This window comes from Pseudomonas sp. GW704-F2, from assembly GCF_059423025.1.
Genome location: NZ_JBWKXO010000004.1, coordinates 1 through 19,883, shown reverse-complemented (window position 1 = coordinate 19,883; position 19,883 = coordinate 1). Strand labels below are relative to the sequence as shown.

The window sequence follows — 19,883 nt, the reverse complement described above, 5'->3', positions numbered from 1 at the left end:
GCAACGTTCCGTTTAACTGACGGTCAGCCAAGCGAGAGAGCATGATGCCCCACGCCGCCCAACTACCTTTGGCCCCTGAACTCCAGGGGCCTGTCCCGTCCGCCGAACAGCTCAGCCGGCATGGCCTTGAGCAGGCGTTCTCGCTGTTCAGTCAGATGTCCAGCCAGTTGACCGACTCCTACAGCCTGCTGGAAGCGCGGGTCTCCGAGCTCAAGGGCGAGTTGGCGGTGGTCAGTGCCCAGCGCATGGAAGAGCTGGCCGAGAAAGAGCGCCTGGCCAACCGTCTGCAGAACCTGCTCGATCTGTTGCCTGGTGGTGTGATCGTCATCGACGACCAGGGCCGTGTGCGCGAAGCCAACCCGGCCGCCTGCGACCTGCTCGGGCTGCCGTTGGAGGGCGAACTGTGGCGCCATGTGATCAGCCGCTGCTTCGCGCCGCGTGAAGATGACGGCCATGAAATCTCCCTCAAGGATGGGCGCCGCTTGTCCATCGCCACTCGCTCCCTGGACGCGGAGCCCGGTCAACTGGTGCTGCTCAACGACCTGACTGAAACCCGTCACCTGCAAGACCAACTGGCGCGCCATGAGCGCTTGTCGTCGCTGGGTAGGATGGTCGCTTCTTTGGCGCATCAGATCCGCACGCCGTTGTCGGCGGCGTTGATCTACGCCAGTCATTTGACTGATGAGCAATTGCCCGCCGACACCCACCAGCGTTTTGCCGGACGCCTCAAGGAGCGCTTGCATGAGTTGGAGCACCAGGTGCGCGACATGCTGGTGTTTGCCCGCGGCGAATTGCCGCTGACCGACCGCATCACGCCGTCCGGCCTGATGCAGGCGTTGCAAGCGGCGGCCGCCACCCATGTGCAGGACGCCAATGTGCGCTGGCAGTGCGACAGTCACCAAGGCGAATTGCTGTGCAACCGCGACACCCTGGTGGGCGCGCTGCTCAACCTGATCGAAAACGCGACCCAGGCCAGCGGCCCCGGTGCGCGGCTCAAGGTGCATGTGTACGCCCGTGCGCAAACCCTGCGCCTGTGCATCAGCGACAGCGGCAGCGGTATCGAGCCGCAAGTGCTGCAGCGCCTGGGCGAACCGTTTTTCACCACCAAGACCAACGGTACGGGCCTCGGCCTGACGGTGGTCAAGGCTGTGGCGCGCGCCCATCAGGGAGAATTGCAACTGCGTTCCCGCTTGGGGCGTGGCACTTGTGCATTGATGACCTTGCCGCTGTTTTCATGCGCGGCAAGCGCGGAGTAAAAGGCTATGGCTATCAAGGTTCTGTTGGTGGAAGACGATCGTGCCCTGCGTGAGGCATTGGCTGACACGCTGCTGCTGGCGGGCCATGACTATCGGGCGGTCGGTTCTGCCGAGGACGCCTTGGCGGCGGTGGAGCAAGAAGCCTTCAGCCTGGTGGTCAGCGACGTGAACATGCCTGGCATGGACGGCCATCAGTTGCTCGCGCTGCTGCGCGCACGCCAGCCGCAGTTGCCGGTGCTGCTGATGACCGCCCATGGCGCCGTCGAGCGCGCAGTGGATGCCATGCGCCAGGGCGCGGCGGATTACCTGGTCAAGCCGTTCGAGCCCAAGGCGCTGATCGAGCTGGTGGCGCGGCATGCCCTGGGGGTTATTCCAGTCGGCGAGGCAGACGGCCCGATTGCTTTTGAGCCGGCCAGCGCACAATTGCTGGAGCTCGCGGCCCGCGTGGCGCGCAGTGATTCCACCGTGTTGATTTCCGGCGAGTCGGGCACCGGCAAGGAAGTGCTGGCGCGCTATATCCACCAGCAATCGGGGCGCGCCCAGCAGCCCTTTATCGCGATCAATTGCGCGGCGATCCCCGACAACATGCTCGAAGCCACGCTGTTCGGCCACGAAAAGGGCTCCTTCACCGGCGCCATCGCGGCCCAGGCGGGCAAGTTCGAGCAGGCCGACGGCGGTACCATCCTGCTCGACGAAATTTCGGAAATGCCCCTGGGTCTGCAAGCCAAACTGCTGCGGGTGCTGCAGGAGCGTGAAGTGGAGCGGGTCGGTGCGCGCAAGCCGATCCAGCTGGATATCCGCGTGGTCGCCACCACCAACCGCGACCTGGCGGGTGAAGTGGCGGCGGGGCGCTTTCGTGAAGACTTGTTCTACCGCCTCTCGGTATTCCCCCTGGCCTGGCGCCCACTGCGCGAGCGTCCGGCGGACATCATCCCGCTGGCCGAGCGCCTGCTGAACAACCACGTCAAAAAAATGAAGCACGCCCAGGCGCGGCTGTCGGCCGAAGCCCAGGCATGCCTGATCGGCTACCCATGGCCCGGCAACGTGCGGGAACTGGACAACGCCATTCAGCGCGCGTTGATTCTGCAGCAGGGCGGCTTGATCCAGCCTCAGGACTTCTGCCTGGCCATGGGCAGCGGCGCCGCGCCGTTACCGAGCCTGGCGCCCGCGCCGCTGGTCGCCGAAGCCGAATCCGCCGGGGCCCTGGGCGACGATCTGCGCCGCCGCGAATTCCAGATGATCATCGACACCCTGCGCGCCGAACGCGGCCGTCGTAAAGAAGCGGCCGAGCGCCTGGGCATCAGCCCACGCACCCTGCGCTACAAGTTGGCGCAGATGCGGGATGCGGGGATGGACGTGGAAGCTTATCTGTTTGCTATCTGAGCGGTAACAAGGCCGACAAGTTTTGTCGCCTTTTCTTACAGGTTGATACAGAGCTGGCACCCTTGTTGCTACCACCCCTAGTAACCGCTGCGTAGTGTCAAAAAATTGCGGGTCGTCGGAGAGAGAAGGTCATGAGCCAGGGTATTGAGTTCAATCGGTTGATGTTGGATATGCGCTCCATGCAAATGGACGCCATGGCTCAACCGAAATCCGTCGCACAAGCGCCGGAATTGGGCCAAAGCAGTTTCGCCGATATGCTCGGCCAGGCCATCAACAAAGTCAGTGACACCCAGCAAGCCTCCAACCAGTTGGCGACCGCGTTCGAAATCGGCAAGAGCGGCGTGGACCTGACCGACGTGATGGTCGCTTCGCAGAAAGCCAGTGTGTCCTTTCAAGCCTTGACCCAGGTGCGCAACAAACTGGTCCAGGCTTATCAAGACATCATGCAGATGCCGGTTTAAGGACGAGATTTAAGTCATGGCAGAAGCAGTCGTGGACAACGTACCCGCCAAGACAGACGGCAAGCCGCCGCTGTTTGGCCTGTCGTTCCTGGAAAACCTCTCGGAAATGACCATGCTGCGTCAGGTGGGCCTGATGGTCGGCCTGGCGGCCAGCGTGGCGATTGGTTTTGCTGTGGTGCTGTGGTCGCAGCAACCCGATTACCGGCCGCTGTACGGCAGCCTGGCCGGTATGGACTCCAAGCAGATCATGGAAACCCTGGCCGCCGCCGACATCGCCTACACCGTGGAGCCCAACTCCGGGGCACTGCTGGTCAAGGCCGATGACGTCGCCCGGGCGCGCATGAAGCTGGCCGCCGCCGGCGTGACCCCGTCCGACAGCAACATCGGTTTCGAGATCCTCGACAAGGACCAGGGCCTGGGTACCAGCCAGTTCATGGAAGCCACCCGCTACCGTCGTGGCCTGGAAGGCGAACTGGCGCGTACCATCTCCAGCCTCAACAACGTCAAGGGTGCGCGGGTCCACCTGGCGATTCCGAAGAGTTCGGTGTTTGTGCGCGACGAGCGCAAGCCAAGTGCCTCGGTATTGGTCGAACTGTTTTCCGGCCGCTCCCTGGAGCCTGGCCAGGTACTGGCGATCATCAACCTGGTGGCCACCAGCGTTCCCGAATTGAGCAAGTCGCAAATCACCGTGGTCGACCAGAAGGGCAACCTGTTGTCCGACATGGCCGAAAACTCAGCGCTGACCCAGGCCGGCAAGCAGTTCGACTACAGTCGCCGCATGGAAAGCATGCTCACCCAGCGTGTCCACAACATCCTGCAACCGGTGCTGGGCAACGACCGCTACAAGGCTGAAGTGTCCGCCGACGTGGATTTCAGTGCCGTCGAGTCGACCTCCGAGCAATTCAACCCGGACCAGCCGGCCCTGCGCAGCGAGCAGTCCACCAGCGAACAACGCACCGCCAGCAACGGCCCGCAAGGCGTACCGGGTGCCCTGAGCAACCAGCCGCCGGCCCCGGCCTCGGCACCGCAAACCACTGGCGGCGCCGCCGCGACCGCGGGCGCCATCGCTCCCGGCCAGCCACTGTTGGACGCCAACGGTCAACAGATCATGGACCCGGCCACCGGCCAGCCGATGCTCGCTCCGTACCCGGCGGACAAGCGTAACCAGTCGACCAAGAACTTCGAACTCGACCGTTCCATCAGCCACACCAAGCAGCAACAGGGCCGGATCAACCGCCTGTCGGTGTCGGTGGTGGTCGATGACCAGGTCAAGGTCAACGCCGCTGACGGCGCCGTCACCCGCGCACCGTGGAGCGCCGACGAATTGGCGCGCTTCACCCGCCTGGTGCAGGATGCCGTCGGTTTCGACGCCAGCCGTGGCGACAGCGTCAGCGTGATCAACATGCCGTTCTCCGCCGAGCGTGGCGAAGTGATCGCCGAAGCGGCGTTCTACACCCAGCCGTGGTTCTGGGACATCGTCAAGCAAGTGCTGGGCGTGTTGTTCATCCTGGTGCTGGTGTTCGGCGTGCTGCGTCCGGTGCTCAACAACATCACCGGCAATGGCAAGAAACAACTGGCGGCCTTCGCTGGCGGCGACGTCGAGTTGGGTGGCATGGGCGGCCTGGACGGCGAACTGGCCAACGACCGCGTCAGCCTCGGCGGCCCGCAAAGCATCCTGTTGCCAAGCCCGAGCGAAGGCTATGACGCTCAGTTGAACGCAATCAAGAGTCTGGTGGCAGAAGACCCGGGCCGTGTGGCCCAGGTCGTGAAAGAGTGGATTAACGCAGATGAGTGATAATCGAGCCGCTGTTGCCAAACTCACCAAGGTCGACAAAGCCGCAGTCCTGCTGCTGTCCCTGGGTGAAACCGACGCCGCCCAAGTGCTGCGCCATATGGGCCCCAAAGAGGTTCAGCGGGTCGGCGTGGCCATGGCGCAAATGCGCAACGTTCACCGTGAGCAGGTCGAACAGGTGATGAGCGAGTTCGTCGAGATCGTCGGCGACCAGACCAGCCTGGGCGTCGGCTCCGACAGCTACATCCGCAAGATGCTCACCTCGGCCCTCGGCGAAGACAAAGCCAACGGCCTGATCGATCGCATCCTGCTGGGCGGCAACACCAGCGGCCTCGACAGCCTCAAATGGATGGAACCGCGCGCCGTCGCCGACGTGATCCGCTACGAACACCCGCAGATCCAGGCGATCGTGGTGGCGTACCTCGACCCGGACCAGGCTGGCGAAGTGCTCGGCCACTTCGACCATAAAGTGCGCCTGGACATCATCCTGCGCGTATCGTCGCTGAACACCGTGCAGCCGGCGGCCCTGAAAGAACTCAACACGATTCTCGAGAAGCAGTTCTCGGGCAACTCGAATGCTTCGCGCACCACCTTGGGTGGTATCAAGCGCGCCGCCGACATCATGAACTTCCTCGACAGCTCGGTCGAAGGCCAGTTGATGGACTCGATTCGCGAGATCGACGACACCCTGTCCGGCCAGATCGAAGACCTCATGTTCGTGTTCAACAACCTCTCCGATGTCGACGACCGCGGCATCCAGGCGCTGTTGCGCGAAGTCTCCTCCGACGTGCTGGTACTGGCCCTCAAGGGCTCGGACGAAGGCGTCAAGGAGAAGATCTTCAAGAACATGTCCAAGCGCGCCTCGGAACTGTTGCGCGACGACCTGGAAGCCAAAGGCCCGGTGCGCGTCAGCGACGTGGAAACCGCCCAGAAGGAAATCCTCACCATTGCCCGCCGTATGGCCGAAGCCGGAGAAATCGTTCTCGGCGGGAAGGGCGGCGAAGAAATGATCTAAGGCGCCTCGCATGTCGAACAAAGATGAGACGCCCAGCGATCTGATTCGCGCGCGGGACGTGGGCGGGTTCGACATCTGGTCGTTGCCCAGCTTCGATCCGCATGTGCCGGAGCCTGAACCCGAGCCTGTGGAAGAACTGCCGGCGGAAATGGAAGAAGTGCCGCTGGAGGAAGTCCAGCCACTGACCCTGGAAGAGTTGGAAAGCATCCGCCAGGAGGCCTACAACGAAGGCTTCGCCGCTGGCGAAAAAGATGGTTTTCGCAGCGCCACGCTCAAGGTCCGCCAGGAAGCCGAGGTCGCCTTGAGCGTCAAGCTGGCCAGCCTCGAACGCCTGATGGGCAGCCTGTTCGAGCCCATCGCCGAGCAGGATTCGCAGATCGAAAAAGCCATGGTCGGGCTGGTCGAGCACATCGCCCGTCAGGTGATCCAGCGTGAGCTGGTGCTGGACTCCAGCCAGATCGAAAGCGTCATGCGCGAAGCCCTCAAGCTGCTGCCCCTGGGCGTCGGCAATGTGCGGCTGCACATCAACCCGCAGGATTTCGAACAGGTCAAAGCCCTGCGCGAGCGCCATGAAGAAACCTGGCGCATCGTCGAAGATGCCGATCTGCAGCCCGGTGGTTGCCGCGTCGAGACCGAATACAGCCGCATCGACGCCACTGTGGAGACGCGCATCAGCCAGATCATGGCCCAACTGCTGGATCAGGTCCACGAGCAGCTCCTGAACCCGGCCGAACCGGACATGAGCGTGGACCTGGACGCCGCCGATGCGCCTTGATCGCACCAGCTTCGCCAAGCGCCTGGGCGGTTACATCGAGGCCACCGGGTTGCCCGGCCAGCCGATTCTCGAAGGGCGCCTGCTGCGCATGGTCGGCCTGACCCTCGAAGCCGAGGGCCTGCGTGCCGCCATGGGCAGCCGCTGCCTGGTGATCAACGACGACAGCTACCACCCGGTGCAGGTCGAAGCCGAAGTCATGGGTTTTTCCGGCAGCAAGATTTTCCTCATGCCCGTTGGCAGCCTGGCGGGCATCGCCCCCGGTGCCCGCGTGGTGCCGCTGGCCGATACCGGCCGCCTGCCCATGGGCATGAGCATGCTCGGCCGCGTGCTGGACGGCGCCGGGCGCGCGCTGGACGGCAAGGGCGGCATGAAGGCCGAAGACTGGGTGCCAATGGACGGCCCCACCATCAACCCGCTCAAGCGCAACCCGATCAGCCAGCCGCTGGACGTGGGCATTCGCAGCATCAACGGTTTATTGACGGTCGGCCGCGGCCAGCGCCTGGGCCTGTTCGCCGGTACCGGCGTGGGTAAGTCGGTGTTGCTCGGCATGATGACCCGCTTTACCGAGGCCGACATCATCGTGGTGGGGCTGATCGGCGAACGGGGCCGGGAAGTGAAGGAGTTCATCGAGCACAGCCTCGGTGAAGAAGGCCTCAAGCGTTCGGTGGTGGTGGCCTCCCCGGCGGACGATGCGCCGCTGATGCGTTTGCGCGCGGCCATGTACTGCACGCGCATCGCCGAATATTTTCGCGACAAGGGCAAGAACGTCCTGTTGCTGATGGACTCCCTCACGCGTTTCGCCCAGGCCCAGCGGGAAATCGCCCTGGCCATTGGCGAGCCGCCGGCCACCAAGGGGTATCCGCCGTCGGTGTTCGCCAAGCTGCCCAAGCTGGTCGAGCGCGCCGGTAATGCCGAGGCGGGCGGGGGCTCGATCACTGCGTTCTACACCGTGTTGTCTGAAGGCGATGACCAGCAGGACCCGATCGCCGACTCGGCGCGCGGCGTGCTCGACGGTCACATCGTGCTGTCGCGGCGCCTGGCGGAAGAGGGGCACTACCCGGCGATCGACATCGAAGCCTCCATCAGCCGGGTGATGCCATCGGTGGTTACGCCCGAGCACATGGCCCGCGCCCAGCAGTTCAAGCAGCTGTGGTCGCGCTACCAGCAGAGTCGCGACCTGATCAGCGTCGGCGCCTATGTGGCCGGTGGCGATCGTGAGACCGACCTGGCGATTGCCCTGCAACCGCAGTTGGTCACCTACCTGCGCCAGGGCCTCAACGACAACATCAGCATGGGCGAAAGCGAAGCACACCTGCAGTCCATCTTCGCCCCCGCGCCAGGCGGCTAAGCCATGGCCAGCAGCCGCTCCTCACGCCTGGCCCCGGTGGTGGACATGGCCGAAAAGGCCGAAAAAACCGCGGTCCAGCGCCTGGGTTACTTCCAGGGCCAGGTGCGCCTGGCAGAAAGCAAGCTCGGCGACCTGGAGCGCTTTCGCGGCGAGTACCAGCAGCAGTGGATCGAGCGCGGCACCAAGGGCGTGTCCGGCCAGTGGCTGATGGGCTACCAGGGCTTTCTCAACCAACTTGAGACTGCCGTCGGCCAGCAGCGCCAGAGCCTGGCCTGGCACCAGAACAACCTCGACAAGGCCCGCGAGAGCTGGCAGCAGGCCTATGCCCGGGTCGAAGGCTTGCGCAAGCTGGTGCAGCGCTATATCGACGAAGCGCGGGCGATCGAGGATAAGCGCGAGCAGAAGCTGCTCGACGAGTTGTCCCAGCGCCTGCCGCGGCAGAATCCCTACTAGCGCCAGGCCCGCTGTTCAATGTGGGAGGGGGGCTTTCCCATATTTGATTCGCCGTGTTGCCCATAGCCCATTCGCCTGCTACACCTTCTATCTAGACCCATGACAAGGAAGCAGTCACATGTCAGTCGTGTCAGAAGTATCCCTGGATGGGACGAAGTTGACGATTGCAATCAAAGGCCGGTTCGATTTCGGCAGCCACCAGATCTTTCGTGAGGCCTACGAGCGTTTCTACAAGGTGCCGGACGTGTACGTGGTCGACCTGAAGGAAACCACCTACATGGACAGTTCGGCCCTGGGCATGCTCCTGCTGCTGCGCGATCATGCCGGGGGCGATGATGCGGAAGTCCAGGTGATCAACATCAGCTCCGACGTGCGCAAGATCCTCGCGATATCCAACTTCGATAAACTGTTCGATATCAATTGAGCGCTCTGGCTCCGGTCCTCGAACCGCTGACCGTCCTGATCGCCGAAGACAGCGCCACCGACTTGCTGTTGCTGTCGACCATCATTCGGCGCCAGGGCCACCAAGTGCTCACCGCCAGCAACGGTGTGGAAGCGGTTGACCTGTTCGCCCGCGAACGCCCGCAACTGGTGTTGATGGACGCCCTGATGCCGGTGATGGATGGCTTTGAGGCCGCGCGCCGGATCAAGCAACTGGCGGGCGAAGCCCTGGTGCCGATCATCTTCCTCACCTCCCTGCGCCAAAGCGAAGCCCTGGCCGAATGCCTGGATGCCGGTGGCGATGACTTCTTGCCCAAGCCCTACAACCCGCTGATCCTCGCGGCCAAGATCAATGCGATGGACCGCCTGCGCCGCCTGCAGGCCACGGTATTGCAGCAGCGCGACCTGATCGCCAAGCACCACGACTACCTGCTGCATGAGCAACGCGTGGCCAAGGCGGTGTTCGACAAGGTTGCCCATTCCGGCTGTATCAACGCGGCGCCGAACATTCGCTACCTGCAATCGCCGTATGCGCTGTTCAACGGTGACTTGTTGTTGGCGGCCTACACGCCGGCGGGTGATATGCATGTGCTGCTCGGCGATTTCACCGGGCATGGCCTGCCGGCGGCGGTCGGCGCGATGCCGTTGGCGGAAGTGTTCTACGGCATGACGGCCAAGGGCTACGGGCTGACGCAGATCCTGCGGGAGATGAACGCCAAGCTCAAACGCATCCTGCCGGTGGACATGTTCTGCTGCGCCGCGCTGTTGTGCCTGAGCACGCAGCGGCGCGTGGTGGAGGTCTGGAATGGCGGCATGCCTGATGGCTATGTACATGAAGTCGCCACCGGCAAGCGGACACCGTTGGTGTCACGGCATTTGCCGTTGGGTGTGCTGTCGGCGCAGGCGTTCGAGGACCATACCGAAGTCTGGCCGATGGCCCTGGGCGACCGCGTGTTTCTGCTCTCCGACGGCGTACTGGACACCGCCGACGCCAACGAACAGCTGTTCGGCGCCGAGCGCTTGCAGCAGGTGTTTGCCGCCAATCGCGAGCCCGACCGCCTGTTCGAGGATATCGAGCAGGCTCTGGCGGCGTTTCGCGGTGAGGTGCGGGATGATGTGAGCATGGTCGAAATCACCCTGCAGGCCGGCCAGTCGATGCGCGCGACGGGGCCGTTGTACGCCGACAGCGGCCAGTCGTGCCCGTTGGATTGGTCGGTGGGTTTTGAATTCCGCGCCGAGACCCTCAAGCGTTACAACCCGCTGCCCTATCTGTTGCAACTGCTGCTCGAGATCCACGGCCTGCGCGAGCAGAGCGGGGCGCTCTACAGCGTGATGGCCGAGCTGTATTCCAACGCCCTCGAGCATGGCGTGCTGGGCCTGGACTCGCGGCTCAAGCGCGATGCCAAAGGGTTCGCGCAGTATTACCGCGAGCGCAACGAACGGCTGATGCAGCTCAACAGCGGTTATGTGCGCGTGCAGGTGCAGGTGGCGCCCACCGTTACCGGCGGCAGGATGAGCTTGCGCATCGAAGACAGCGGCCCCGGGTTCGATGTGGAACAGGTACTGGCGCGCCCGCTGGATGTCGACCGCCTGTCCGGTCGCGGCTTGAGCCTGGTACGGCAACTGAGCAGCGATGTACGCTGGTCCGACGGCGGGCGTAGCGTCTGCGTGGAGTTTTGCTGGGAGGCTCTGGCATAATCCGCCGATTCTTGATCAAGGAGCGAACAAGTGGTTGAGGTTCATCTGGACCCGGACGTGTTATCGGGTTTGCAGGAAGTCATGGAAGGCGAGTACCCCAAGTTGCTCGATACCTTTCTCGATGATTCGCAAAAGCGCGTCGAAGCGCTGCGCAAGGCGCGCGACGATGCCAAGGCATTGGCGCTTATCGCCCATAGTTTCAAGGGCAGCAGTGGCAACCTCGGGGCGGTGCGGTTGGCGCACTTGTGCCAGCGCCTGGAGGTTGAGTCCGTCGAGGCGGCGGCGGACCTGGGGGCCTTGGTCGATCAGATTGATCATGAGTTTGCGCTGGTCAAGCCGCTGTATGAGTCGGAGCGCCAGCGCTTCCAGCTTTAATTTCAGGCGCGGGACGGCTTTTCGATAGGAGCTGGCCCGACTCTTGCTCTATCTCCTGATACTGCATCCCCGATCCCCATGCAGTGGAGACCTTACCTATGCCAGTCGCCCCTAATTCGCTCCTTCAGGCTGCCTCCGCGGCCAAGCCTCAAGCGCCTGCCGCCAATCCACCGGCGGCGGCTGCGGAGCCCCGGGATAAGGGCCCTGGCTTTGCTCAGGTGTTCGCCAGCCAAGGTTCGAAGCCCTCGGCCAAGGCCGACGACAACTCGGCCAAACCCATGCGCGACAAGCCTGCCGACGCGAGTGCCAAACCGGTTGCCGGCAACGATAAGCCTGTCGCGAACAACGATAAACCTGCCGCCGGTACGCCAGCGGTTGCCGATAGCGGCAAACCCTTGCCTGCCGACCCGCCGGCCAAGCCGGCCGACAGCGCCAGCAGTGATCAAACTCCGCCCGCCGACCCGGCCTTGGCGCAGCAGCCTGCGGCAGACCCGACGGTTGCGCCGGTGGTTGATCCCGCGTTGATTGTCACGGTCACGCCAGTTGCTGTGCCGGTGCCGGTGGAAACGCCAGCCCCGGCCGCCGCCAAGGATGACAAGGCCCAGCCGCTGGTCACGACACCGCCGGCAGTGACCGATGCGGCCAAGCCAGCCTTCGATCCCGCGGCAGACCCTCTGGACGCCCTGCCGGCGGTACGCCTGGCGATGGAGCAGGGCGGCCATGTGTCGGCCAGCAGCCAGACGCCGCAGAAAGCCGCGCCGACGTCCCAGGACCAGCCGACTGTCGCGCAGAACTTCGCCACGGGCCTGGCTAACATGGTGGATCAGCAAGCCAGCAAGGACAGCACCGACCAGGGCGGCGACAAAGCCTTTGGCGGGTTGATCGAAGAAGGCCTCAAGGATTTGAAGGGTGCCAGCAGCGACACCCGTGTCGATGACTTCGCCAACCGCCTGGCCGCGCTGACCCAGGCCGCCACGCCGAAAACCGCCAACGCGTTGCCGCCGGTGACCAACGCACCGCTGGCCATGCACCAGAGCGGCTGGACCGAGGAAATCGTCAACCGCGTGATGTACCTGTCCAGCGCCAACCTCAAGTCGGCAGAGATCCAGCTGCAACCGGCCGAACTCGGGCGTCTGGATATCAAGGTCAACATGACAGCGGACCAGCAGGCCCAGGTCACGTTCATGAGCGGTCACGCCGTGGTGCGTGACGCGCTGGAAAGCCAGTCCGGCCGGTTGCGCGAGATGTTCGCCCAGCAGGGCATGGGGCAGGTCGACGTCAACGTGTCCGACCAATCCCGCGGCTGGCAGGGCCAGGGTCAGGGCCAACAGCAACAGAACCAGGCGAACGGTATCAGTGGCCGTGGCGGTCGGGGTGACAACGGCGACGTTGCCGATCACGCCGAAGTGGCAGCGGCCGTCGCGCCGGTGACGTCCACCGTGATCGGCTCCAGCGCCGTCGACTACTACGCCTGATTCAGGGCCAACACCGGCCTGAGTGTGGGAGGGGGCTTGCCCCTGATGATCACGACCATTAAGCCTGGCCTGAGTCGATCGCAATCCAAAGGTGGGAGGGGGCTTGCCCCCGATGGCGGTGTGCCCGTCAACGGATCGGTCGACTGGAACTCCGCTATCGGGGGCAAGCCCCCTCCCACAATGGATCTGTGGCATGGCCGCTGTCCTGCTCTGCCTGACAACTCTGGCATAACACTTGCTCTTGCCTTTCCGTAGATCTATGAATCCCCGAATAGTGACGGATTATTGGCATGGCGAAGAGCGACGACGCAGCAAAAGCACCTGCAGGCAAGGGTAAGCTCAAGCTTATCCTGTTGATTGTCCTGGCCCTGGTCCTGGCCATCGGCGCCTCTGTGGGCGGCACTTGGTACATCATGCACAGCAGTGCGAGCAAACCGGCGCCCGCCGCCGAAACTGCCAGCAACGTCAAGCAACCGGCAATCTTCGAACCGATGCTTCCGGCCTTTGTCGCCAACTTCAACCAGAACGGTCGTCAACGCTACCTGCAGGTGAGCATCACCTTGCTGGCGCGTAACCAGGCAGACCTCGATGCGCTCAAGGTGCATATGCCGGTGATCCGCAACAACCTGGTGATGTTGTTTTCCGCGCAAAGCTTCGACAACCTGGCCACCCCGGTGGGCCAGGAAATGCTGCGCCAGAAGGTCACTGCCAGCGTGCAGGAAGTGGCCCAGAAAGAGCTCGGCAAAGTGGTGGTCGAGCAGGCGCTCTTCACTAATTTCGTATTGCAGTAGGATCACCACATGGCCGTGCAAGACCTGCTGTCCCAGGATGAAATCGATGCGCTGCTGCATGGCGTGGACGATGGTCTGGTACAGACCGAAACGGCTGCCGAACCCGGCAGCGTCAAAAGTTATGACCTGACCAGCCAGGATCGCATCGTCCGTGGACGCATGCCGACCCTGGAAATGATCAACGAGCGTTTCGCCCGTTACACCCGCATCAGCATGTTCAACATGCTGCGCCGCTCGGCGGACGTGGCGGTGGGCGGCGTGCAGGTGATGAAGTTCGGTGAATACGTACACTCGCTGTACGTGCCTACCAGCCTCAACCTGGTCAAGATCAAGCCATTGCGCGGCACGGCGTTGTTCATCCTCGACGCCAAACTGGTGTTCAAGCTGGTGGACAACTTCTTCGGCGGCGACGGCCGTCACGCCAAGATCGAAGGCCGGGAATTCACCCCCACGGAACTGCGGGTGGTGCGGATGGTGCTGGAGCAGGCCTTCATCGACTTGAAGGAAGCCTGGCAGGCGATCATGGAAGTCAACTTCGAGTACATCAACTCGGAAGTGAACCCGGCCATGGCCAACATCGTCGGCCCCAGCGAAGCGATTGTGGTGTCGACGTTCCACATCGAACTCGATGGCGGTGGCGGTGACCTGCACGTGACCATGCCGTACTCGATGATCGAGCCGGTGCGCGAAATGCTCGATGCCGGCTTCCAGTCCGACCTCGACGATCAGGATGAACGCTGGGTCAAGGCCCTGCGCGAAGACCTGCTGGACGTCGACGTGCCGCTGAGCGCCACCGTGGCGCGTCGTCAGTTGCGCCTGCGGGATATCTTGCACATGCAACCGGGCGACGTGATTCCCGTCGAGTTGCCGGAAGAACTGATCATGCGCGCCAACGGCGTGCCGTCGTTCAAGGTCAAGCTCGGTTCCCACAAGGGCAACCTGGCGCTGCAAGTGGTGGAGCCGATCAACCGGCGTTGAGTCACCCGTATTGATGCACCCCTATTTATGAATGTTTGCTCCGCCGAGGACATGTAATGGCTACCGAACACGAAAACACTTCCGCCGAAGACCAGGCCCTGGCCGACGAATGGGCTGCGGCCCTGGAAGAAACCGGCGATGTCGGCCAGGACGATATCGACGCGCTGCTGGCGGCCGATGCCTCTACTGCGCCGGCCAGTAACCGCCTGCCCATGGAAGAATTCGGCAGCGTGCCGAAGAACAACGACCCGGTGAGCCTCGACGGCCCGAACCTGGACGTGATTCTCGACATCCCGGTGTCGATCTCCATGGAAGTCGGCAGCACCGACATCAACATCCGCAACCTGCTGCAGCTCAACCAGGGCTCGGTGATCGAGCTTGACCGCCTGGCCGGCGAGCCGCTGGACGTGCTGGTCAACGGCACGCTGATCGCCCATGGCGAAGTGGTGGTGGTCAACGAAAAGTTCGGCATTCGCCTGACCGACGTGATCAGCCCGAGCGAACGCATCAAGAAGCTGCGCTGACATGAAGTATTCGATGGCGGGACTGTTGCTGGCGCTGCCATTGAGCGCCCTCGCGGCCGAACCGGTCGCGCAGGCGGCCGAACCGGTCGCGCAGGCGGCCGCGGCGGCGGCACCGGTGGTGAGCAGCGGTATCGGCGGTCAGTTGACCCAACTGGTACTGGGCCTGCTGCTGGTGGTCGGGCTGATTTTTGTGCTGGCCTGGCTGATGCGTCGGGTGCAGAACATTGGCCCGGGCAACGCCCAGGTCATCGAGATGATCGGCTCGCGCGCCCTCGGCCCGCGTGACCGGCTGGTGCTGGTGCAGGTGGGCGAGGAACAGATCCTGCTGGGCCTCACCCCCGGCCGCATCACCCCGCTGCATGTGCTCAAGACCCCGGTCAACGTCGCCCCGACCCAAGCCGCCACGCCAGAATTCGCCCAGCGCCTGATGGAGTTGCTGGGCAAGGATCAGAAGGATAAGAAGTAATGCGCGTTTTATTGACGCTCATGCTGTGGCTGGCCGCGCCATTGGCGTTCGCCGCCGACCCGTTGTCGATCCCGGCGATTACGCTCGGCACCAACGCGGCCGGGGCCCAGGAGTATTCGGTCAGCCTGCAGATCCTGCTGATCATGACGGCGCTGAGTTTTATCCCGGCGTTTGTCATGCTGATGACCAGCTTCACCCGCATCATTATCGTGTTCTCGATCCTGCGTCAGGCCCTGGGCCTGCAACAGACGCCATCGAACCAGATCCTCACCGGCATGGCGCTGTTCTTGACGCTGTTCATCATGGCGCCGGTCTTCGACAAGGTGAACCAGCAAGCCCTGCAGCCTTACCTCGCGGAAAAGCTCACGGCGCAAGACGCCATCGACAAGGCCCAAGGCCCGATCAAAGACTTCATGCTGTCGCAGACCCGCTCCAGCGACCTTGAGCTGTTCATGCGCCTGTCCAAGCGCACCGACATCGCCACGCCGGACCAGGCGCCGCTGACGATCCTGGTGCCGGCGTTCGTCACCTCGGAACTGAAGACGGCGTTCCAGATCGGTTTCATGATCTTTATCCCGTTCCTGATCATCGACCTGGTGGTGGCGAGCGTGCTGATGGCCATGGGGATGATGATGCTGTCGCCGCTGATCATCTCGTTGCCGTTCAAGATCATGCTGTTTGTGCTGGTGGACGGCTGGGCACTGATCATCGGCACGTTGGCCAGCAGTTTCGGCGGAGTGTAGGGCTATGACCCCAGAAGTTGCCGTCGACCTGTTCCGTGAAGCGTTGTGGCTGACCACGATGATGGTTGCCGTGCTGGTGGTGCCGAGCCTGTTGGTTGGCCTATTGGTGGCGATGTTCCAGGCCGCGACCCAGATCAATGAACAAACCCTGAGCTTCCTGCCGCGCCTGTTGGTGATGCTGGTCACGTTGATTGTCGCCGGCCCGTGGCTGGTGCAAACCTTCATGGAATATATCCTGCAGCTGTACGGCAGTATTCCGCAGTTGATCGGCTGACCGCATGCAATCGCTGCTGGCGTTGACCGACACCCAGATCAGCACCTGGGTGGCGTCGTTTATCTTGCCGCTGTTCCGGGTCACGGCGGTGCTGATGAGCATGCCGGTGTTCGGCACCACCCTGGTACCACGGCGCATCCGCCTGTACTTCGCGGTGGCGATCACCGTGGTGCTGGTGCCGGGCTTGCCGCCGATGCCTGCGGTCAATGCGCTGGACCTCAGTGCGCTGATGCTGATTGCCGAGCAGATCCTGATCGGCTCGCTGCTGGGTTTCTCTCTGCAACTGTTCTTCCAGGCATTCGTGATCGCCGGGCAAATCATCTCGATCCAGATGGGTATGGGTTTTGCGTCGATGGTCGACCCCACCAACGGCGTGTCGGCGGCGGTGATCGGGCAGTTCCTGACCATGCTGGTGACCTTGATGTTCCTGGCCATGAATGGCCATCTGGTGGTGTTCGAGGTGCTGACCGAAAGTTTCACCACCTTGCCGGTCGGCTCGGGGTTGGTGGTCAATCACTTCTGGGAACTGGTGGGGCGCCTCAGTTGGGTGTTGGGCGCTTCGCTGTTGCTGGTGCTGCCGGCGATCACCGCGCTGCTGGTGGTCAACATCGCGTTTGGGGTGATGACCCGCGCGGCGCCGCAGCTGAATATCTTCTCTATCGGTTTCCCGTTGACCCTGGTGTTGGGCATGGGGATTTTCTGGGTCGGCATGGCCGACATTCTCAATCAGTATCAACCGCTGGCGAGCGACGCCTTGCAGTTCTTACGTGATCTGGCACGGGCGCGCTGAGCCATGGCCGAGAGCGAGAGCGGTCAGGACAAAACAGAAGACCCCACGGAGAAACGTAAAAAGGACTCCCGGGAAAAGGGCGAGATTGCCCGCTCCAAAGAGCTCAACACCGTTGCGACGATGATGGCCGGTGCCGGCGCCTTGCTGATCTACGGCGGCGGCCTGGCGCTCGACCTGATGGAGTTGATGAAACTCAACTTCAGCCTGCCCCGTGAAGTGCTGCTCAGCCCCGGCGCCATGGGGCAGTACCTGCTGCATTCGGGGAAAATCGCGATCCTGGCGGTGCAGCCGATTTTGATCACCTTGCTCCTGGCCGCGCTGATAGGCCCCGTCGCCCTTGGCGGCTGGCTGTTCGCCGCGAGCAGCATGGCGCCAAAATTCAGCCGCATGAACCCCGCCGCCGGGCTCAAGCGCATGTTTTCCACCAAGGCGTTGGTGGAACTGCTCAAGGCCCTGGCCAAGTTCATCCTGATTCTGTTCGTGGCCTTGGTGGTATTGTCCTCCGACATCGATGACCTGCTGCGCATCGCCCATGAGCCGCTGGAGTCGGCGATCATCCACAGCGTGCAAGTGGTGGGCTGGAGTGCGTTGTGGATGGCCGCCGGGCTGATCCTGATCGCCGCCGTGGATGCGCCGATCCAGCTGTGGGAAAGCCACAAGAAACTGCTGATGACCAAGCAGGAAGTGCGCGACGAACACAAGGACCAGGAAGGCCGCCCCGAGGTCAAGCAGCGCATTCGCCAACTGCAGCGCGAAATGTCCCAGCGCAAGATGATGGCTTCGGTGCCCGACGCCGACGTGGTGATCACCAACCCGACCCACTACGCCGTGGCTCTCAAGTACGACCCGGAGAAGGGCGGCGCGCCGATGCTGCTGGCCAAGGGCAGCGACTTCACGGCGCTGAAAATCCGCGAAATCGCCGTGGCCAACGACATCCTGTTGCTGGAGTCGCCGGAGCTGGCGCGGTCGATCTTCTACTCCACCGACCTCGACCAGGAAATCCCCGCCGGGCTGTACCTGGCCGTGGCCCAGGTATTGGCCTACGTCTACCAGATCCGCCAGTACCGTGCGGGCAAAGGCAAGCGCCCCGATCCGCTCAAGGACCTGCCGATTCCGCCGGATTTGCGGCGCGATTCCTGACCAACTGTTCAAATTGGCACCGTGCCATTCGTCGTAAACCTTCCTGACCTGTCAACTTTGACAGTCGTCACTTTCGCCTTCTCGCGGTTCTATTGCCTCAGGTACTGCGAAGTAAAATGCCGGGAGTGGGGCGATGCAGCTATTCACAGGCCGGGTTAAGTCTTATGACCAGCAGACCGGATTGGGTTCGATTGCGTTGGATAGTGGGGGAGACGATGTGTTGGTAGATCTGTGCAGTTCGGATGGATGCCTGCTTTCGGAGGGGCAGAAAGTGCAGTTTTGGATGATCCATCGACCGGCGGGCATCTATGCATGCGACATTCAACTGATCTGACGACACCTGTGTAAGTTCTTAATTGAAGTGTACGGAGAACGGCCATGGCAACGGGCACTGTGAAATGGTTTAACGCGGAGAAGGGGTTTGGTTTTATTTCTCCCGACGACGGCAGCACGGACGTGTTTGTCCACTATTCAGCAATCACCGGCACCGGTTTCAAAAGTTTGGAAGAAAATCAAAAAGTGGAATACGACGTGACGCAGGGCCAAAAAGGCCCGCAGGCCGAGAATGTGCGTCCTGTATAAAGATCGCCACTGATAGCATCCCTTCGCCGCGCCCCTCAGCGCTCTGCCCCCTTGAAGCAAAAGTTGATCGTTCCCACCGGCGGGAACGATCACTGGGTTGGATGCCCGTGATCCTTCCAGATTAAAGGCGAAGTCGCAGGTCAGGGCGTGGGCGCGAGCCAGGGTTTCGGTGAGGTTGACCAGCAGGTCTTCGGTGCTGATGCCGTCGATGAGCACGGTGGGTGGGGTATTGGTGCCGCGCGGGGGATTTGGGGTTGGTTTAACCATTGTGACGCTCCTGATTTAAGTGGAGCTGCCACTGATCGCCGCGATGCGATGGGGTGGCAGCTGTACGCAGGTTCGCGGACCGGAATCAGGAAACCGGCTTACCCGAAGGTATCCCGCGCACAGCCACCATAGCGCCGCACAGTAGACGATAAAAAAACGTCAACTGAAAGCGGACAATGGCACTTTGCGCCTGAATTTACATGGGCCGCGACGCCCGCCCGCTGCGTGTGCAGCGAAGTACGGAGACTAGAGAGCGAGTTTCCTAGGAGCAACTTCAAACACTTGTCGGAAGTTTCTGTTTTTACAAACACCTAGCCGAACGGTCAATTGTTTGGTCCTTCATCATTCAGCAGCCTCTTCCTGGCGCCACTCCCGGCGCGATCCCCTCTGCACGACTCAACACCACGATGGTGTGTGAGGCCTCTGCACGCAAAAAAAGGAAGTGACATGAACAGCTCCGATAACACACTGATCGGCAGCCTGCAAAACCTGGCTCAGGTGGTGGAATACGCGGACGACGATGGCCTCCCTGACCTTCTGCAGCCTGGATATCGCGTAGAGAGCCAGATGTGAAGCGCTACAACATCACCACTGGCGCGACGACCACGGCGGGCGGCAAAGTGATCAGTGGCCTGGAGCGCACCAGCTTCAACGGCCAAATGATCGCCAGGGAGGGTGACCGGGTCGCTTGTCCGGCATGCGGCACTGAAGGCGTCATCGCGCTCGTTGGGCCTCGCCTGCACGAAGACTGGGGCGGTAAACAAGCGGCGCTTGAGGGTGATCTCTGTCTGTGCAAATGCGACCCGCCACCGGAGCTGATCGCCTGCCAGCGCTTCAAGTGTCAGGTGTTCGAAAC

At 62.6% G+C, this 19,883-nt stretch carries 23 protein-coding genes and 1 pseudogene; 23 read left to right on the top strand and 1 reads right to left on the bottom strand.

Features of this window, described 5'->3' with window-relative positions:
* The first annotated feature begins 44 nt into the window (after nt 1-44).
* The 21 genes from AC07W0_RS04710 to cspE all read left to right on the top strand — a co-directional run bounded on the left by AC07W0_RS04710 (nt 45) and on the right by cspE (nt 18,760).
* Entirely contained in the window at nt 45-1,256 is a 1,212-nt protein-coding gene (locus tag AC07W0_RS04710; RefSeq protein WP_076963048.1) for a sensor histidine kinase, read from the top strand.
* Between the two features lie 6 nt (nt 1,257-1,262).
* Complete coding sequence (locus AC07W0_RS04705; protein ID WP_017845376.1) at nt 1,263-2,639, top strand: sigma-54-dependent transcriptional regulator; 1,377 nt, start codon at nt 1,263-1,265, stop codon at nt 2,637-2,639.
* Between the two features lie 131 nt (nt 2,640-2,770).
* Nucleotides 2,771-3,100, top strand: a complete 330-nt coding sequence (gene fliE / locus AC07W0_RS04700; protein ID WP_046382518.1) for a flagellar hook-basal body complex protein FliE — start codon at nt 2,771-2,773, stop codon at nt 3,098-3,100.
* Nucleotides 3,101-3,116: 16 nt separating this feature from the next.
* On the top strand, nt 3,117-4,895 hold the full coding sequence (gene fliF, locus AC07W0_RS04695; RefSeq protein ID WP_017845378.1) for a flagellar basal-body MS-ring/collar protein FliF: 1,779 nt from the start codon (nt 3,117-3,119) through the stop codon (nt 4,893-4,895).
* Nucleotides 4,888-5,907 (top strand): flagellar motor switch protein FliG, encoded by a 1,020-nt coding sequence (fliG, locus tag AC07W0_RS04690; RefSeq protein WP_010563975.1) that lies wholly within the window; start codon nt 4,888-4,890, stop codon nt 5,905-5,907. The genes fliF and fliG overlap by 8 nt, the downstream gene beginning before the upstream one ends.
* Nucleotides 5,908-5,917: 10 nt before the next feature.
* Nucleotides 5,918-6,682, top strand: a complete 765-nt coding sequence (gene fliH / locus AC07W0_RS04685; protein ID WP_017845379.1) for a flagellar assembly protein FliH — start codon at nt 5,918-5,920, stop codon at nt 6,680-6,682.
* Entirely contained in the window at nt 6,672-8,030 is a 1,359-nt protein-coding gene (gene fliI, locus AC07W0_RS04680; RefSeq protein WP_017845380.1) for a flagellar protein export ATPase FliI, read from the top strand. The genes fliH and fliI overlap by 11 nt, the downstream gene beginning before the upstream one ends.
* Before the next feature lie 3 nt (nt 8,031-8,033).
* The gene (fliJ, locus tag AC07W0_RS04675) at nt 8,034-8,483 is read left to right on the top strand and encodes a flagellar export protein FliJ (protein ID WP_017845381.1); all 450 of its coding nucleotides are present in this window, start codon (nt 8,034-8,036) and stop codon (nt 8,481-8,483) included.
* A gap of 118 nt (nt 8,484-8,601) precedes the next feature.
* The gene (locus AC07W0_RS04670; protein WP_017845382.1) at nt 8,602-8,907 is read left to right on the top strand and encodes an STAS domain-containing protein; all 306 of its coding nucleotides are present in this window, start codon (nt 8,602-8,604) and stop codon (nt 8,905-8,907) included.
* Nucleotides 8,904-10,622 carry an ATP-binding SpoIIE family protein phosphatase gene (locus AC07W0_RS04665; protein ID WP_102618112.1) on the top strand — a complete coding sequence of 573 codons (1,719 nt, stop codon included), beginning with the start codon at nt 8,904-8,906 and terminating at the stop codon, nt 10,620-10,622. The genes AC07W0_RS04670 and AC07W0_RS04665 overlap by 4 nt, the downstream gene beginning before the upstream one ends.
* Before the next feature lie 30 nt (nt 10,623-10,652).
* Nucleotides 10,653-10,997 carry an Hpt domain-containing protein gene (locus AC07W0_RS04660; RefSeq protein WP_017845384.1) on the top strand — a complete coding sequence of 115 codons (345 nt, stop codon included), beginning with the start codon at nt 10,653-10,655 and terminating at the stop codon, nt 10,995-10,997.
* Between the two features lie 98 nt (nt 10,998-11,095).
* The gene (locus AC07W0_RS04655; protein ID WP_102618113.1) at nt 11,096-12,472 is read left to right on the top strand and encodes a flagellar hook-length control protein FliK; all 1,377 of its coding nucleotides are present in this window, start codon (nt 11,096-11,098) and stop codon (nt 12,470-12,472) included.
* Between the two features lie 290 nt (nt 12,473-12,762).
* A complete protein-coding gene (gene fliL / locus AC07W0_RS04650) occupies nt 12,763-13,263 on the top strand; it encodes a flagellar basal body-associated protein FliL (protein ID WP_017845386.1) in 501 nt (166 codons plus the stop codon).
* 9 nt (nt 13,264-13,272) lie between these two features.
* On the top strand, nt 13,273-14,241 hold the full coding sequence (gene fliM / locus AC07W0_RS04645; RefSeq protein WP_017845387.1) for a flagellar motor switch protein FliM: 969 nt from the start codon (nt 13,273-13,275) through the stop codon (nt 14,239-14,241).
* 56 nt (nt 14,242-14,297) lie between these two features.
* Complete coding sequence (fliN, locus tag AC07W0_RS04640) at nt 14,298-14,765, top strand: flagellar motor switch protein FliN (protein ID WP_017845388.1); 468 nt, start codon at nt 14,298-14,300, stop codon at nt 14,763-14,765.
* 1 nt (nt 14,766) lies between these two features.
* Complete coding sequence (gene fliO, locus AC07W0_RS04635; RefSeq protein WP_102618114.1) at nt 14,767-15,231, top strand: flagellar biosynthetic protein FliO; 465 nt, start codon at nt 14,767-14,769, stop codon at nt 15,229-15,231.
* Entirely contained in the window at nt 15,231-15,974 is a 744-nt protein-coding gene (gene fliP, locus AC07W0_RS04630) for a flagellar type III secretion system pore protein FliP (RefSeq protein WP_017845390.1), read from the top strand. Before fliO ends, fliP begins: the two co-directional genes overlap by 1 nt.
* 4 nt (nt 15,975-15,978) lie before the next feature.
* Nucleotides 15,979-16,248 carry a flagellar biosynthesis protein FliQ gene (gene fliQ, locus AC07W0_RS04625; RefSeq protein WP_003175300.1) on the top strand — a complete coding sequence of 90 codons (270 nt, stop codon included), beginning with the start codon at nt 15,979-15,981 and terminating at the stop codon, nt 16,246-16,248.
* 4 nt (nt 16,249-16,252) lie between these two features.
* Nucleotides 16,253-17,038 carry a flagellar biosynthetic protein FliR gene (fliR, locus tag AC07W0_RS04620; protein ID WP_017845391.1) on the top strand — a complete coding sequence of 262 codons (786 nt, stop codon included), beginning with the start codon at nt 16,253-16,255 and terminating at the stop codon, nt 17,036-17,038.
* A gap of 3 nt (nt 17,039-17,041) precedes the next feature.
* Nucleotides 17,042-18,178, top strand: a complete 1,137-nt coding sequence (flhB, locus tag AC07W0_RS04615; protein WP_017845392.1) for a flagellar biosynthesis protein FlhB — start codon at nt 17,042-17,044, stop codon at nt 18,176-18,178.
* A 378-nt stretch (nt 18,179-18,556) separates the two neighbouring features.
* The gene (cspE, locus tag AC07W0_RS04610) at nt 18,557-18,760 is read left to right on the top strand and encodes a transcription antiterminator/RNA stability regulator CspE (RefSeq protein ID WP_017845394.1); all 204 of its coding nucleotides are present in this window, start codon (nt 18,557-18,559) and stop codon (nt 18,758-18,760) included.
* A gap of 105 nt (nt 18,761-18,865) precedes the next feature.
* Here the strand turns inward: cspE and AC07W0_RS04605 are convergent.
* Nucleotides 18,866-19,027 (bottom strand): annotated as a pseudogene (locus tag AC07W0_RS04605) (DUF6124 family protein); the annotation flags it as partial.
* Nucleotides 19,028-19,474: 447 nt separating this feature from the next.
* Here AC07W0_RS04605 and AC07W0_RS04600 point away from each other — a divergent pair.
* Nucleotides 19,475-19,600, top strand: coding sequence for a hypothetical protein (locus tag AC07W0_RS04600; RefSeq protein WP_256580924.1), 126 nt, complete (start codon nt 19,475-19,477; stop codon nt 19,598-19,600).
* Nucleotides 19,597-19,883: PAAR domain-containing protein (locus AC07W0_RS04595; protein ID WP_495029326.1), on the top strand; the 287-nt coding region annotated here is incomplete at its 3' end. The genes AC07W0_RS04600 and AC07W0_RS04595, both read left to right, overlap by 4 nt.

Excerpts from the sequence above, each read along its gene's own strand:
- AC07W0_RS04710 (WP_076963048.1), top strand. The coding sequence starts at position 45 with ATGCCCCACGCCGCCCAACTACCTTTGGCCCCTGAACTCCAGGGGCCT.
- AC07W0_RS04705 (WP_017845376.1), top strand. The coding sequence starts at position 1,263 with ATGGCTATCAAGGTTCTGTTGGTGGAAGACGATCGTGCCCTGCGTGAG.
- fliE (WP_046382518.1), top strand. The coding sequence starts at position 2,771 with ATGAGCCAGGGTATTGAGTTCAATCGGTTGATGTTGGATATGCGCTCC.
- fliF (WP_017845378.1), top strand. The coding sequence starts at position 3,117 with ATGGCAGAAGCAGTCGTGGACAACGTACCCGCCAAGACAGACGGCAAG.
- fliG (WP_010563975.1), top strand. The coding sequence starts at position 4,888 with ATGAGTGATAATCGAGCCGCTGTTGCCAAACTCACCAAGGTCGACAAA.
- fliH (WP_017845379.1), top strand. The coding sequence starts at position 5,918 with ATGTCGAACAAAGATGAGACGCCCAGCGATCTGATTCGCGCGCGGGAC.
- fliI (WP_017845380.1), top strand. The coding sequence starts at position 6,672 with ATGCGCCTTGATCGCACCAGCTTCGCCAAGCGCCTGGGCGGTTACATC.
- fliJ (WP_017845381.1), top strand. The coding sequence starts at position 8,034 with ATGGCCAGCAGCCGCTCCTCACGCCTGGCCCCGGTGGTGGACATGGCC.
- AC07W0_RS04670 (WP_017845382.1), top strand. The coding sequence starts at position 8,602 with ATGTCAGTCGTGTCAGAAGTATCCCTGGATGGGACGAAGTTGACGATT.
- AC07W0_RS04655 (WP_102618113.1), top strand. The coding sequence starts at position 11,096 with ATGCCAGTCGCCCCTAATTCGCTCCTTCAGGCTGCCTCCGCGGCCAAG.
- fliL (WP_017845386.1), top strand. The coding sequence starts at position 12,763 with ATGGCGAAGAGCGACGACGCAGCAAAAGCACCTGCAGGCAAGGGTAAG.
- fliM (WP_017845387.1), top strand. The coding sequence starts at position 13,273 with ATGGCCGTGCAAGACCTGCTGTCCCAGGATGAAATCGATGCGCTGCTG.
- fliN (WP_017845388.1), top strand. The coding sequence starts at position 14,298 with ATGGCTACCGAACACGAAAACACTTCCGCCGAAGACCAGGCCCTGGCC.
- fliO (WP_102618114.1), top strand. The coding sequence starts at position 14,767 with ATGAAGTATTCGATGGCGGGACTGTTGCTGGCGCTGCCATTGAGCGCC.
- fliP (WP_017845390.1), top strand. The coding sequence starts at position 15,231 with ATGCGCGTTTTATTGACGCTCATGCTGTGGCTGGCCGCGCCATTGGCG.
- fliQ (WP_003175300.1), top strand. The coding sequence starts at position 15,979 with ATGACCCCAGAAGTTGCCGTCGACCTGTTCCGTGAAGCGTTGTGGCTG.
- fliR (WP_017845391.1), top strand. The coding sequence starts at position 16,253 with ATGCAATCGCTGCTGGCGTTGACCGACACCCAGATCAGCACCTGGGTG.
- flhB (WP_017845392.1), top strand. The coding sequence starts at position 17,042 with ATGGCCGAGAGCGAGAGCGGTCAGGACAAAACAGAAGACCCCACGGAG.
- cspE (WP_017845394.1), top strand. The coding sequence starts at position 18,557 with ATGGCAACGGGCACTGTGAAATGGTTTAACGCGGAGAAGGGGTTTGGT.
- AC07W0_RS04600 (WP_256580924.1), top strand. The coding sequence starts at position 19,475 with ATGAACAGCTCCGATAACACACTGATCGGCAGCCTGCAAAACCTGGCT.